The organism is Synechococcus elongatus PCC 11801 (assembly GCF_003846445.2).
Taxonomy (GTDB): Bacteria; Cyanobacteriota; Cyanobacteriia; order Synechococcales; family Synechococcaceae; genus Synechococcus; species Synechococcus elongatus_A.
Genome location: NZ_CP030139.2, coordinates 1,792,793 through 1,806,521 on the forward strand (window position 1 = coordinate 1,792,793; position 13,729 = coordinate 1,806,521).

General features: G+C 53.5%; 15 protein-coding genes and 1 tRNA gene. 10 read left to right on the forward strand and 6 right to left on the reverse strand.

All coding sequences use genetic code 11. The features are described from left to right. The first annotated feature begins 140 nt into the window (after window positions 1-140). From DOP62_RS08785 to DOP62_RS08795, 3 genes are all read left to right on the forward strand, one after another. Entirely contained in the window at window positions 141-896 is a 756-nt protein-coding gene (locus DOP62_RS08785; RefSeq protein WP_208675532.1) for a 2-phosphosulfolactate phosphatase family protein, read from the forward strand. A 244-nt stretch (window positions 897-1,140) separates the two neighbouring features. Beyond that, complete coding sequence (locus DOP62_RS08790) at window positions 1,141-1,656, forward strand: pilus assembly FimT family protein (protein ID WP_208675529.1); 516 nt, start codon at window positions 1,141-1,143, stop codon at window positions 1,654-1,656. Then, window positions 1,653-2,327 (forward strand): PilW family protein, encoded by a 675-nt coding sequence (locus DOP62_RS08795; protein ID WP_208675527.1) that lies wholly within the window; start codon window positions 1,653-1,655, stop codon window positions 2,325-2,327. Before DOP62_RS08790 ends, DOP62_RS08795 begins: the two co-directional genes overlap by 4 nt. A 48-nt stretch (window positions 2,328-2,375) precedes the next feature. Here DOP62_RS08795 and pyrE read toward each other — a convergent pair whose 3' ends face one another. Next, entirely contained in the window at window positions 2,376-2,981 is a 606-nt protein-coding gene (gene pyrE, locus DOP62_RS08800; RefSeq protein WP_370538774.1) for an orotate phosphoribosyltransferase, read from the reverse strand. Between the two features lie 120 nt (window positions 2,982-3,101). On the opposite strand from pyrE, the gene DOP62_RS08805 reads away from it, so the two are divergent. Continuing rightward, window positions 3,102-3,596 carry a hypothetical protein gene (locus DOP62_RS08805; protein ID WP_261789983.1) on the forward strand — a complete coding sequence of 165 codons (495 nt, stop codon included), beginning with the start codon at window positions 3,102-3,104 and terminating at the stop codon, window positions 3,594-3,596. A 44-nt stretch (window positions 3,597-3,640) separates the two neighbouring features. Here the strand turns inward: DOP62_RS08805 and DOP62_RS08810 are convergent. Continuing rightward, window positions 3,641-3,713, reverse strand: a tRNA-Ile gene (locus DOP62_RS08810). A gap of 54 nt (window positions 3,714-3,767) precedes the next feature. Between DOP62_RS08810 and DOP62_RS08815 the strand changes: the two genes are divergently transcribed. The 4 genes from DOP62_RS08815 to DOP62_RS08830 are packed head-to-tail and all read left to right on the forward strand — an operon-like array spanning window position 3,768 to window position 7,448. Continuing rightward, window positions 3,768-4,412: a hypothetical protein gene (locus tag DOP62_RS08815; RefSeq protein WP_338461211.1), complete on the forward strand. Its 645-nt coding sequence runs from the start codon at window positions 3,768-3,770 to the stop codon at window positions 4,410-4,412. A gap of 6 nt (window positions 4,413-4,418) precedes the next feature. Next, complete coding sequence (locus DOP62_RS08820) at window positions 4,419-5,843, forward strand: hemolysin family protein (RefSeq protein ID WP_208675518.1); 1,425 nt, start codon at window positions 4,419-4,421, stop codon at window positions 5,841-5,843. 51 nt (window positions 5,844-5,894) lie between these two features. Beyond that, complete coding sequence (locus tag DOP62_RS08825; RefSeq protein ID WP_208675516.1) at window positions 5,895-6,956, forward strand: Gfo/Idh/MocA family protein; 1,062 nt, start codon at window positions 5,895-5,897, stop codon at window positions 6,954-6,956. Window positions 6,957-6,968: 12 nt separating this feature from the next. Further along, window positions 6,969-7,448: a CYTH domain-containing protein gene (locus DOP62_RS08830; RefSeq protein WP_208675514.1), complete on the forward strand. Its 480-nt coding sequence runs from the start codon at window positions 6,969-6,971 to the stop codon at window positions 7,446-7,448. On the opposite strand, the gene DOP62_RS08835 is transcribed toward DOP62_RS08830, so the two are convergent. The 4 genes from DOP62_RS08835 to DOP62_RS08850 all read right to left on the reverse strand — a co-directional run bounded on the left by DOP62_RS08835 (window position 7,445) and on the right by DOP62_RS08850 (window position 10,852). Beyond that, a complete protein-coding gene (locus tag DOP62_RS08835; RefSeq protein WP_208675512.1) occupies window positions 7,445-8,521 on the reverse strand; it encodes a glycosyl transferase in 1,077 nt (358 codons plus the stop codon). The two genes, DOP62_RS08830 and DOP62_RS08835, sit on opposite strands and share 4 nt — an antisense overlap. Continuing rightward, window positions 8,521-8,874 carry a phenylpyruvate tautomerase MIF-related protein gene (locus DOP62_RS08840; protein ID WP_208675510.1) on the reverse strand — a complete coding sequence of 118 codons (354 nt, stop codon included), beginning with the start codon at window positions 8,872-8,874 and terminating at the stop codon, window positions 8,521-8,523. The genes DOP62_RS08835 and DOP62_RS08840 overlap by 1 nt, the downstream gene beginning before the upstream one ends. Before the next feature lie 147 nt (window positions 8,875-9,021). Then, window positions 9,022-9,978 carry a heme o synthase gene (locus DOP62_RS08845; protein WP_208675509.1) on the reverse strand — a complete coding sequence of 319 codons (957 nt, stop codon included), beginning with the start codon at window positions 9,976-9,978 and terminating at the stop codon, window positions 9,022-9,024. Further along, window positions 9,938-10,852 (reverse strand): COX15/CtaA family protein, encoded by a 915-nt coding sequence (locus DOP62_RS08850; protein WP_208675508.1) that lies wholly within the window; start codon window positions 10,850-10,852, stop codon window positions 9,938-9,940. Before DOP62_RS08850 ends, DOP62_RS08845 begins: the two co-directional genes overlap by 41 nt. 230 nt (window positions 10,853-11,082) lie before the next feature. Between DOP62_RS08850 and DOP62_RS08855 the strand changes: the two genes are divergently transcribed. Next, window positions 11,083-12,033, forward strand: coding sequence for a cytochrome c oxidase subunit II (locus tag DOP62_RS08855; protein ID WP_208675507.1), 951 nt, complete (start codon window positions 11,083-11,085; stop codon window positions 12,031-12,033). A gap of 48 nt (window positions 12,034-12,081) precedes the next feature. Then, complete coding sequence (gene ctaD / locus DOP62_RS08860; protein WP_208675506.1) at window positions 12,082-13,707, forward strand: cytochrome c oxidase subunit I; 1,626 nt, start codon at window positions 12,082-12,084, stop codon at window positions 13,705-13,707. Window positions 13,708-13,729 lie beyond the last annotated feature (22 nt).

Here is a 13,729-nt window from a genome sequence, read left to right on the forward strand (position 1 = left end):
GACCATTATTGGCAGCTTCATCCCATGGAGGGTGGAGGCGATCGCATGACCGGTGTGTCAATCATCAAACTTGAGGATTCGTTGGAGCAGACCGAGGCAGATGTCAGAGAATAGAGAGCATCTCTGTCGCCAAGTCTGCTGTGAAGCTGTTTTACTTCCACACTCCCGAACTGGTTCCCGCTACAGAAGCACCGGATTGCGCGATCGCGATCGATGTGCTGCGAGCCACATCGACCATCGCCACAGCCCTGAATGCCGGGGCAGAAGCGGTTCAGGTCTTCAGCGATCTCGATGCCCTGCGAACTGAGAGTGAGGCTTGGCCAGCCGATCGTCGCCTCCGAGCCGGAGAGCGTGGCGGCAAGCAAGTGGAAGGCTTTGATTTTGGCAACTCGCCGCTGGAAGTCACCCCTGAACGCTTTCGCGATCGCCGACTGTTTATCAGCACCACCAACGGCACGCGATCGCTGACACGCATCCAACAAGCCAAGACAGTGATTGCGGCTGCCTTAGTCAATCGACAGGCAGTCGTTGATTTTTTGAAGCAAGAACAACCGGAAACGGTTTGGATTGTGGGCTCCGGCTGGGAAGGCAGCTATGCACTAGAAGACAGCGTCTGTGCTGGAGCGATCGCTGCTCCCTTGCAATCGCAGATTCAGCTTGGCAATGACGAAATGTTGGCCGCGATCGCGCTCTACCAACGCTGGGAGCACAATCTCTACGGCCTACTCTGCCAAGCTAGCCACGGCCAACGCTTGCTACGACTGAAATGCGAGGCAGACCTAGACTATTGCAGTCGGGTGGATATTTTGCAGGTGCTGCCTAAACAACGAGAGCCTGGCGTTTTGATGGCTGCTCCTCGTGCCAGCACGGTCCAAGCACAAACCAGCGTCGCCTGAGTCACGGGCGATCGCCCACTCCATTAGCGATCACCTTGAACACTCAATACTTTTACGATAATCAATTCCAGTTTTCTTTGATTAAACATACTAGAGCAAGATGAAACAAAAGTAGGCAATCATTTTTTGTTGCAGAGAATTAATGAATAAAAGTCTCATAATCTGGAAGGAAAAATTTTAGTCTTTCTGCGAGTCAGTATCCTGCACAGAAACTGGGGATTAATCCAGCTGTTAGGGACTGGCAATGAACAAGCTGCCAGCAATATTTCACACGCAGATAGAGACAGGATTTACGATTGTTGAAACTATTACAGCTTTGACAATTAGCACGATTGTCGCAGCTGTTTCTTTCCCGTCGCTCGCTGGCTTTTGGGGCGACTATGCCACGCGACTGGCTCAAACAAATGCTCATGCCCAGCTACTGATTCTGAAGCGAGAAGCACAAAGAACAAATCGCACCTGTCAAGTGACATTTTCCGGTAATCAGGCAACCGTCAATCCCGCAGATTGCCTAGTCAGTATGGGGCGATCGCTCAGTGATTCTGGCTGGGGTTCTGATCTAGGGGTGACCGTCAGCGGCACGCTCAGCAGCGTCACATTTTCACCCTTAGCAACCATCACACCCAGCAGCAATGGCACCTTACGGTTTGGTCATGCTTGGACAAACACCACCCGCTGCTTAGTCCTTTCACAACCCCTTGGCGTCATCCGCCTCGGCACGATTCAGCAAAATGCCTGTGTCAAGGATGGTCGCTCGTGAGACAAAAACAGCACCATCTCACAACAGCCACCGCTGGTTTTACCGTTGCCGAATTACTGGTTGGTAGCGTTCTTGGATTCATAGTTATTTTGGCAGGTGGCTTTGTCCTCAGCACCAACTTAAGCACCGATCGCCGAGTCGCTGAGCTCTCCAAGCAACGGAATCAACTGAATCTGGCGCTGGAATTTATCAGTAGTGAAATCCGGCGATCGCGCCGCATTGTTCTCAATACTGATCTCACCGCTTCAACGCAATGTAGCAATAGTAATCGTCAGCCGATTTTGAGTTTAGAAGTCCCGAAAGAAAGCGGAGGCTTTCATACAATTACTTATGCTGTTCAACCAATCGCATCCAATCATATCTGGCAAGGTCCCCATGCCATCTATCGCTGTGGCCCAAGCTTTACCAGTGATGGTCGTTACACCGAGAATTCCAGCCAGCAGGCAGATGTTCTGCTTGATGGCATTGCAAGTCAAGCCGATCTCAATGCAGCAGTAGAAGCCTGCGCAGAACTAGCAACGACTCGCAGATCTAGCCATACAGCCGCTGTCCATGCAGAGCTGTTGGAATCACAGCGACTGGCATCCCTGCTAATCGGTCTGGTGGTTTATCCCAACCGCGGTGAGCAACAGGTGATCTGTGACAGTCGACTCGTCACACCGCGATCGTGACCTGCGGACGGGTAATTAGCTTAAGCTGACTGATGATCTGATCGGCAATCAACGAGCAGTTAGTTCTTGGTAGCGTTGTTGTAAATCGGAGATGCGATAGAGCGCATCAAAAATTAGACCTTCTTTGGCATAGAGTTCAGCACCACCCTGCTGACGGTCGACCAAGGACAACACACGATCGACCACGTAGCCAGCATCTCGGAGGCGAGCAACTGCTTTCAAAGCCGAGCCGCCCGTCGTAACCACGTCTTCCAGAACAGCGATCGCCGTCCCTGCTGGTAGTTCTGGGCCTTCAATATAAGCTTGCGTGCCGTGTCCTTTCGCTTCTTTGCGGACAATCAATGGGGTTAACTGACGCCCTTCATAAGCCGCAACCACACTGACCGCCGTCACGATTGGATCAGCACCCAACGTTAGCCCAGCCACCGCCGTAATTTCTTGTGGAAGACGAGCAGCTAGCAAACGTCCAACAGCTACCGCTCCTTGGGGATGCAGCGTCACTTGCTTACCGTTGATGTAGTAAGTGCTGCGCTGACCCGAAGACAGCAGAAAGTCTCCTTCGCGATAGGCACGATCGCAGAGCAAGTCGAGCAGTAAATCGTGGAGTCGAGATAAATCTGCTTGAACAGCCCAGCTAGGATCGGAGATCAGCATCATTGCCTCGAAGGGATCAGCAGTTGTTGATTTTATCGGCTAAGACTTTTCTTTTCCCTCTGGCAAAATGCGAGAAGCCTTCTAAGCTAGAGGCAAAGCTCTATGGCGGTGTGCAGTGTGATGGCTCAGTTGCGTTCCTGTTCTCGAACTCTGGCGCTACTCAGCACCGTCTTGCTGGGCGCGATCGTGGCACCAGTCAGCCAAGCGCAAACAGCACCGGAAACCGTGACTCCGCCGGCGGTGGTTCCCCCAGGGGCGCTGCCCGTTCCCCTCGATGATGCTTTTAACCGGGCTTATTTTTGGGTTTCTCCCAACTACTTCAATGGCACCAACCTGTGGTGGAACGTCAACGATATTTTGGGCTTCGGCGGCTTCCCAGAGGATCGTATTCGTCGGGATGGCGCTGCTGTCAATGATCTGACCCGTTGGGGCCAAGATCGACAAACATCTGACGATCCGGTCTTGCGGGTAGCCGATGCGAACAATCCCTTCGATACTTCGCTGTCGCTCCTACCGCAGCCGATCGCCGAACCTACACCGGTAGTTCCGGTCTTTCAGCCTGCCTCTGTTTTCCAGCAGCCACTTCCCCCACCGCCAGTGCGTGGCTTGTTCTAGGGATGGGGCGATCGCTTGACTGGAATCAGTCTGTGGAGTCGGAATCCAGGGTGCAGGAGTTGAACCCGCCTAAAGCGAATTATGAGTTCGCTGCCTAATCCGCTCGGCCAACCCTGGAGATTTCGCTACCATACTAGCGGTCAACGCTCTACAAATCACAGGATTTTTTGCTTGGGCCACGTTGCCCCACGATCGCCCATGGGACGCCAGCACGGCCTACCCCCCAACAGTCAGTTGTTGTTGGTGATTGGTAGTGTCGGTGTTGTAGCGGGTGCCCTTTTGGGCTGGATGATTGGCCAACGATCGCTGGCAGGAGTACGCGCCCCTGAGACAGCTCCGTTAGCAACCCGCGTTTTGCCCGCTACCGAAGCCGCAAATTTTCTATCCGAGGAAGCGATCCTCAAGCGGATCCAAGCGCTGCAGCAGTCCCAACGCAATACCACCGCTGATCGCGAGCCTGCCGATACCACGGGCGATCGCAGTGCAACCACACCTCGGCCTGGCGAATTGCTGCTAACGCTGGAAACTGTGGAGCGGAGGAATGGGCAACTCCGCCTGCAAGTTCGCTTAGAGCCTGCTGATGATCGACCGGTCGATTTGCTGGCGGGTCGGTTCGAGCTGATGAATCGTCAAGGGAACCGTGCACCCCTAGCAGCAACTTTACCGGCTCAGCTCGATCGCGCTAACGCCCCTTTGACCTTGGAACTGACCACTGCTGAAAGCCTGATGGAAGGTTCCCTGCTCGGGTTGACCTTGCACTGGCTGGGGAGCCCTAGCAGCAGCGTGCCGGTACCGTTACCGGCGTTGAATGAATAGCCGGTTATGGATCCTCTGCCTGCTTCTGCTTTAACCGTTGCGATCGCTTCCAGTCCCGATCTACCACTCAGCGCTTGGCTGTGGCGGGGTGCAACGATTGCTCTGTTGATTGCGATCAATGCCTTTTTCGTGACTGCGGAATTCGCGATCGTCTATGTGCGGCGATCGCGGATCAATCAACTCGCCCAAGAAGGCGATGTTCCGGCCCGCATGGTCGAACGGCTACAGCGGAGTATTGACCGACTCCTCTCAACAACGCAGCTTGGAATCACGCTGGCAAGCTTAGCCCTCGGATGGGTCGGGGAATCCACGATCGCTATCCTGATTCGGCAGGCCCTCGATCAACTGCCACTGCCAGCAATCGGGCCTGAACCCCTCAGTCATGTTCTCGCCATTCCCTTAGCGTTTGCCCTGCTGGTCTATCTGCAGATCGTGTTGGGTGAACTCTGCCCCAAGGCGGTAGCGCTGATCTATCCCGAGCAAATGGCACGACTGCTGGGGCCGCCTAGTATTGCGATCGCCCAAATCTTCGCGCCCGTCATCAGTTTGTTGAACGGATCGACCCGCTGCTTGCTGGGCATCTTTGGCATCGACTATAGTCAACAGCGCTGGTACAGCAGCGTCACCCCCGAAGAGCTGCAATGGATCATTCGCTCTGCAGCCGAATCGACGGGTTTAGAAGCCGAGGAACGGCAGATTCTCAGCAATGTGATTGAGTTTGGCGAGATTACGGCGAGCGAAGTCATGGTGCCTCGGACTCGCATTGTCGCCCTCGAAGAAGAGGCCACATTCCACGACCTTTTGGCAGCAATTCAAAACTCTGGCCATGCCTGCTTCCCACTGATTGGTGACAGTCTCGATCAGGTCTTGGGATTGATCGACTTTCGCGCCTTGGCCGTACCGATGGCCAGTGGGGAGCTGAAACCAAGTAGTCCGATTAAGGCTTGGGTGCAACCCGTCCGCTTTGTTCCCGAAAATCTTTCCCTGAAGGAGTTACTCCCCCAAATGCAGCGATCGCCCCTCCCAATGGCGATCGTGGTTGATGAGTTTGGTGGCACCGAAGGGCTCGTCACCTTGCAGGATATCTTGGCTGAAATTCTGGGGAATGAAGAGCAAGATGCCGTCGACAGTGAACAATTTCGGCGAATTGATGAACAAACGGTACTGGTTCAGGCTCAAACAGACCTCGAAACCGTCAATGAGCGCTTAGGGCTCAATCTTCCCCTCGAAGAGGAATACAACACCTTGGGTGGATTTGTCGTAGCGCAGTTGCAGAAAATTCCCGAAGCTGGTGAAGGCTTTGATTACCAAAATTGTCAGATACGCGTGGCGCTCGCCGAAGGTCCACGGCTGGAGTTTATCGAAATTCGTCAGTTGCAATCGCCGGAACCCACAGCGTCCGATGAAGCAAAACCGCATGCTAACATCTGACTGTCTTAGCCGTGCCCTGCCTTGGAGCGGTTCTCGCTGGAGAAGTCTGGGATGAGTGCAGCTGCTGCGCAAGCCCTCAGCAAGCGGGTCAAGCCGATCCGTGTCGGCGTGATTGGCGTCGGTCACATGGGCCAACACCACGCCCGTGTCCTCAGCTTTTTGAAAGATGTTGAGCTGGTTGGAATCGCCGACGTGGATGTCGAGCGAGGCCTGGAAACGGCCAGCAACTACCGCATTCGCTACTTCGAAGACTATCGCGAGCTTTTAACGCTGGTCGACGCAGTCTGCATTGCGGTACCCACCAAACTGCATCATGAGGTAGGGATGACCTGTCTGAAGGCAGGCGTCCATGTGCTGATCGAAAAACCGATCGCTGCCAGCTTGGCGGAAGCAGAATCGCTGGTCAATGCGGCAGCAGAGGCAGAATGTATTCTGCAAGTCGGTCACATTGAGCGCTTTAATCCCGCCTTCCAAGAACTGAGCAAGGTACTCAAGACCGAGGAAATTTTGGCGTTGGAAGCCCATCGCATGAGTCCCTACGCTCAGCGAGCTAACGATGTCTCAGTCGTCTTGGATTTGATGATCCATGACATCGACTTGTTACTGGCCTTGGCCAATGCACCAGTCACCCAAGTCAGCGCGCGCGGCAGCAAGGCTTTGGGGTCTGAGCAACTTGACTATGTGACCGCGACCCTGAGTTTTGCTAACGGCATCATCGCCACCCTGACGGCCAGCAAAGTCACCCATCGCAAGATCCGCCGCATTGCGGCTCACTGCCGCAACTGCCTGACTGAAGCAGATTTCCTGAATAGTGAAATTCTGATTCACCGCCAAACAACTACCCATCTGTCGAGCGACTATGGCCAAGTGCTCTACCGCCAAGATGGACTGATTGAGAAAGTTTCAACCAGCAATATCGAACCGTTGCACGCTGAGCTGGAGCATTTCGTCAACTGTGTGCGTGGCGGCGACCAGCCCTCCGTTGGTGGTGAGCAGGCAATTAAAGCGCTGCGCCTAGCCCGCGAAATTGAAACGATGGCGCTGGATGGGCGACCTTGGCAAAGCGGGCGTGAGGCAGGAGTGGCCACAGAGATCACGCCAATTCTTCCCTAGGTCACTGTAGGGATGGCAACGGAAATTGAGCGCAAGTTCTTAGTTCGCCAAGATGGCTGGCGTGAGGGCGCAGTAGGAGTGACCTATCGTCAGGGTTATCTGCTGGCAGATGGCGATCGCACGATTCGAGTGCGGGTGGCGGGCGATCGCGGCTATCTGACGATCAAAGGACCCATGCAGGGCATCTCGCGATCGGAATACGAATATCCGATCCCCCTATCGGATGCCGAGGAAATGCTGTCTAACCTCTGCCAAGGGTTTGTGGTCGAGAAGCAGCGCTATCGCGTGGAGCATGCAGGGCACTGCTGGGAAGTTGATGAATTTCACGGCCAGAACCAAGGCCTGATCCTGGCGGAGATTGAACTTTCTGATCCCGACGAAGTCTTTGCAGTCCCTGACTGGATCGGTGACGAGGTCAGTCACGATCGCCGCTATGGCAATGCTCACCTGAGCTTTGCGCCCTACCGCACCTGGGACTCTAGCCTCAGCTAGTTCAGCGCTTCCGCGATCGCTTCCGCAATTTGACGATTGCCATCTTGCTGCCAAGGCAAGGCTTGTAGCGGCGGCTGAGGCGGATCTTTCAACACTGACCAATCGCCAGCGACACAAGCTTCGGGGCTGAGAATGGCATGGGGCGCGATCGCCTGTAGTCCTTGCAAGAGTAATTCCGCCTCGGCAAAACCAGCCCGTGTCAGAGAAGCGATCGGGGCTTGGACTCGGCAGGCTTCCGAGAAGGTGCCATAGCCTGGCTTACAAAACACCCAGTCGCAGAGGGGCATGAAGTCAACTGGGCGATAAAGCGGATCGAGAATCGTCCGCAAGTTTGGCAAATCCGGTGCCTGGCGATCGAAACAGAGAAATTGCCAATCCGGAAAAGCGTTCAGGGTGTCATAGGGAAATTGCTGTAACCCCAAGCCCCCAAAGGTGAGCAGGACGGTCTTGGCATCGGCACTCAGGTCAAACTGCTGACGCAAGTCTTGCTCGGAGAATTGCGGCGAACCGCCGGTTAATCCCACTGCTTCCTGCACGGGAAAACTCTGCATCGGCTCATGAAACGGCAGCCGAAACAGGCGATCGCAGTCTTTATAGAGATGCCGAATCCAGTCGACTGTGTCAGCAAAGGGTTGGCCCCAATCGGCATAGATAAAGTCCCAGCCAAAGTTGCCCATCATCCAACAGGGCACTTGGGCTTTGGCCGCGATCGCGATCGCCAGCGGTGGAATATCTGCAAGGACAAGCTGCACCTGCTCTTGGCGAAGATAGGCAGCTTCTTGCTCAATCAGACTGTCCTGATTTTGTCGCAGGCGCTGCAACCGCTCCCAGGTCGCTGTGCGATCGATTTGCAGACTGTCGGACTGAACAACACCCACATCGAAAGCGACGGGACGCTGCTCAAACTCACCCCCAAAGTACGACGCCAATAACCAGCGGGGTACTTGCGTGGCTACCGTGAACCGCACATCGGGTCGCAGGCGATGCAGCTCTGCCAAGACAGCAGCAGTCCGGGTGGCATGGCCAAACCCATGGTTGGTAATCGCAACGTAGAGATGGGGACGCTGCAGCATCAGCCGAATGTTGAACCGTTCCAACCCCAGAGGTAGCCCTGGGCATCAGCAAATTCAATGTAGATGCGATCAGAGGCGATGCCCAGTTCTGAGGCAATCTGGTCGCAGAACAAGCGGCTCATTTGCGCAGTCTGGGTCGGCTTCATTTGCCCAACACTTTTGATCTCGACATAACAAGCGGGATCAAAAGTGCCAGCAAAGGTCATCGGGATATTGGTTTCCAGCAGCGTCATCACATAGCGCTCAGGCTTCCCGAGTTGCTGCGCCAAGGTCGAAGACAGGGACTTTAATAGAGCCGTTGTCTGTTCGCTAGGCAGTGCAGCAATCGAAGTTTGCAATTTAATCAGCGGCATCAGAGCTAGTCGAGATCGCTAGACAAGATATCCTCGCAGGTCTTGGCACTGCTGTCGCACTGGCTGCACTTTTCGATGGCACGCAATTTAGAGCGGATGTATGCGGATCCTCCACTAGATGATGAGGCAGAGCTGATCGCACGATCTCTAGAATCCCTGCAAGACCGCGATCGCATGGGTCAGGTTTGGGGCTCCCGGCAGGCAATCCATCGCGATCGCGCCGCAGAGCAGCATCAAGTAGAAAATCGAGAATTTAAACAGCGATCGCGCCAGCGGTTGAGAATCCGGGGCTTGGCAAAGTAAGTGCGATCGCCGTAACAGTTCGGCGCCGAGCAGTAGCGCCGTCACGCTGTAGAAAGGTCCAGCCGCCTGTAACGGCCAAGCCAACGCCAACGTGACAGGCAGCAATAGCCACGAGTAGGCGTAAATTTGGCGAGCAGTGGCTAAATTCCCAGCCACGACAGGTAACATCGGCACCTTAACTGCTGCATAGTCATCGCGAATCATCAACGCCAAGGCCCAAAAATGGGGCGGCGTCCAGAGGCAAACAATGCCGAAGAGAATCCACGCCGGCCAAGCCAGCTCTCCTGTAATCGCAGCCCAGCCTACCAAGGGCGGAATCGCTCCGGCAGCCCCACCAATGACGATGTTCTGGGAACTATGGCGCTTGAGGCTATGGGTGTAGATGACAACGTAAAAAATGATTCCCGCTAGTGCCAGACCTGCGGCAAGCTGATTCGCTTGCCAATCCAACAGGATGAAAGACAAGGCTGCCAGTACGAGCGCAAAAACCCACGCTTCGATCGGTTGTACGCGTCCCGAGGGTAGCGGTCGCCAGCGTGTCCGTTCCATGATCGCGTCGATGTCGCGATCGTAGAGACAGTTGAGGGTGTTCGCGGCAGCGGCAGCAAAAGCTCCACCCACCAAAGTAGCGATCGCCAGTTGAGGATCCAGAGGTCCTTGAGCCGCTAGACCCATTCCTGCCGCGGTAGTGATCAGCAGGAGCAGGATGATTCGCGGCTTCGTGAGCTGCCAATAAGCCAGAAGCTGAGCAGCAATTTCCTCAAGCGGGAACCTCAGTCTGCTGTCGCTGCTTAACGTCATACATACTCTCCTCAGGGACAGATGACAGAGGGCTGAAATGTGCTCGGAAGCCAGAGCTGGCCAAGAAACCCAACAGAGCTGCCCCCACCATCTGGTGACCAACAGTCAAAGGTTCAATTTGCAGGTGCCAGTGATAGGTGCCCCAGCCCAAGAGCAATTGCAGGCTCAGTAAGCCCCCAAGCTGACTTGCCCAGCGGCGCTGACCCCACCACCAAGCCACACCTGCAAGGCAGGCAATCACAAGGGTCGTTGGCAAAACACCCCATAAGTGGCTTTGAAGAACGCCACATAACTGCGACCCAGCAAGGCACTGATGCACTGCCCAACGTGAGCCAACCAACGCACCCAACAAGCACTGGACATAAACTGCAATCGCAGCCAGCGCAATAAATGGAAGCGGTACAGCCGGCTCTGCAGTCATGGGCGATCGCGGCTGAAGTGCAGCTTTAAGTCCTAGCAAACTGACCAAGAACAACAGGGCAGTGCCGAGGTGAGCGGTCACGATATCAAAGCGCAACAGCTCCGTCACAGTCAGGGCACCAAGAGTCGCTTGCAGACCAATCAGCACCAGACAGCTCGTTGCAGCCCAAGGCCACCAGCTCGGTAGTTGCGATCGCGATCGCCAGCCAAGAACCACTAAAACCAATGTTCCAAGCCCCAAGCCAGCTGCATCAAGGCGATGAAACCACTCAAGAAACACCTGCAGGTTGAACTGCTGCCATGGCAGCCACGACCCATAGCAAAGAGGCCAGTCTGGACAAGCAAGGCCAGCATTCATGACACGGGTCGCTCCGCCAATGCCAATCAACAGCCAAGTGGCGATCGCCAAATGTCCGCACAAGCGCTTAAGTTGAGAGGCAATTGAGGTCGTCATACTCCTCACCTGATGTAGTCGAAGCCTAACGCTAAATCTTCAAAAAGATAGAGATCCTACGATTTTTCTCTGGCTAACTTACAAATAGTGACAAAACACGTATCGTTGTACACCAACGACAGGAGTGATCCCAAAGGAAATCGAAAAATATTGTCATCTTTAGTAAATGAATCCTCTGCCTAGCAAGGAACAGTCGTTAAGATTGGGGCACCTGCGCAGGAAGATTGGCCGTGGCAATTCCCAGCAATATTTTGACGCTTCTGGCAGGGGTTGCTATTACCTGCCTCAGTCTCTGGTATGGACAAAACCATGGCTTGCTGCCAACAGCAGCAGCGAATGACGCACCACTCGTCGATGGTTTGTTCAACACGATGATGACGATTGCAACTGGCCTCTTTTTGCTGGTTCAAGGGCTGATTTTTGTTACTCTTTGGCGCTTTCGTCGTCAGCCCAACGACGCGACAGATGCCGCACCGGTCCATGGCAATCTAGCGCTTGAAATTCTCTGGACAGGCATTCCTGTCGTGATTGTTTTAGGTCTTTCTGTCTATAGCTTTAGTGTTTACACCACGATGGGAGGACTTTCCGTTGGTCATGGCGGTGGTAGCCATATGGCGCATGCTCACCCCAGCTCTGCCGCGATCGCGGCAGAGCTTCCTAGTTCTACTGCGGAAGAGACAGCGGACATGCCACGAGTTTCAGCGGGACTTGGGACTCCTACAGCTCAACAACCCGATGTCACTGTCAATGTTAAAGGTCTCCAGTTTGCTTGGATTTTTAACTATCCCGACCAGAACATTATTGCGGGCGAATTACATTTGCCACTCGGCAAAAGTGTTCAGCTAGACATTGAGGCTCAAGATGTGATTCATGCCTTCTGGGTGCCGCAGTTTCGTCTCAAGCAAGATGCTATTCCCGGCGAGCAGACTCGACTGCAATTTACACCAACACAAGTGGGAACTTTTCCAATCATTTGTGCAGAGCTCTGCGGCAGCTATCACGGAGCCATGCGAAGCCAGGTGATTGTCGAGACACCAGAAGATTACGATCGCTGGATTCAATCACAAACAGCAACCGCCACTGTTCTACCCAGCCGGCTCGAAGAGGCAACGGCTGCTTTAGACCTTCAAGTTGCACCAGAACACATCCATCATCTCCATCAGCTTGCAGCTTCTCTCTAGGTATCAAGTCCAGCTTTTGGATTGTTTGTTGACTCTTTAGTTAAATTCATGACAACTACCACTTTTCTTCCCGATCAGTCTCCCGAAGAAATCAAAAGCAGTATTGGCTGGAGAGAATACTTTGGCTTCAGCACCGATCACAAAGTGATTGGGATTCAGTACCTCGTACTAACATTCATTTTCTATTTGATCGGAGGTGCACTCGCGACAGCTGTGCGGCTTGAGCTAGCAACCCCAACCGTCGATGTTGTCAGTAGAGAGCTATACAACCAACTTTTTACTGTCCATGCCACAGTCATGATCTTTCTCTGGATCGTGCCAGCAGGTAGCGGTGCCTTTGGGAACTATCTCATTCCCTTGTTAATCGGCGCACGCGACATGGCTTTCCCGAAGCTTAATGCTGTTGCTTTTTGGCTCCTGCCTCCAGCCGGAATTTTGCTAATTGCGAGTTTTCTGATTGAAGCTCCAAGTGCTGGTTGGACGTCCTATCCACCGCTGAGCTTAGTGAGCGGTAAAACGGGTGAAATGATTTGGATTCTCAGCGTCTTACTGCTGGGGACTTCCTCAATTCTGGGTGCGATTAATTTCGCTACCACGATCATCAAGATGCGTCGGCCCGGCTTAGGTTTAAATCAGATGCCCCTCTTTTGTTGGGCAATGCTATCCACATCCATCATGGCGATTTTATCAACGCCAGTTCTTGCAGGCGCATTGATTCTGCTTAGCTTTGATTTGATGGTGGGTACTAATTTCTTTAACCCTTCAGGCGGTGGTAATCCAGTCGTTTATCAGCATCTATTCTGGTTTTATTCTCATCCGGCCGTCTATATTATGATCCTGCCTGTTTTCGGCATGATTTCTGAGATTCTGCCGGTTCATGCACGCAAACCAATTTTTGGTTATCAAGCGATCGCCTATTCCAGTCTAGCGATTACCTTTTTGAGCCTAATTGTCTGGGCACACCATATGTTCACCAGCGGAACACCCCCCTGGTTGCGCATGTTTTTCATGATCGCCACCATGATCATTGCTGTTCCTACGGGCATCAAAGTTTTTAGTTGGCTGGCAACACTTTGGGGCGGTAAGCTCCAACTAACCAGCGCACTGCTGTTTGGTGTTGGCTTTATTTCGATGTTTGTTATCGGTGGCCTTAGCGGCATCATGCTCGCTTCAGTTCCGGTAGACATCCATGTCCACGACACCTATTTTGTTGTGGCTCATTTTCACTACGTTCTCTTTGGGGGTAGTGTCTTTGGCCTCTATGCAGGCATCTATCACTGGTTTCCTAAAATGACGGGTCGTCTGCTGAACGAAGGCTGGGGGAAAACCCACTTCTTTCTGACACTGATCGGTTTCAACCTCTGCTTCTTACCAATGCACTGGTTAGGTTTACAAGGCATGCCCCGCCGAGTTGCTGAATACGATCCTCAATTTGCAACCGTTAATCTCATTTGCTCAATCGGCTCATTTATTTTGGCTATCTCGACGATTCCCTTCCTAGTCAATGCCGTTTGGAGCTGGATTGCTGGTGCTAAGGCAGGGTCTAATCCTTGGGGTGGAATTACACCGGAATGGCTGACTAGTTCCCCCCCGCCCGTTGAGAATTGGGTGGGAGAAGCGCCATTAGTCACTAAACCCTATGGTTATGGCGATCGCAAAATTAGTCAGTCTTAAGCCCTACTTCACGCAATAAATC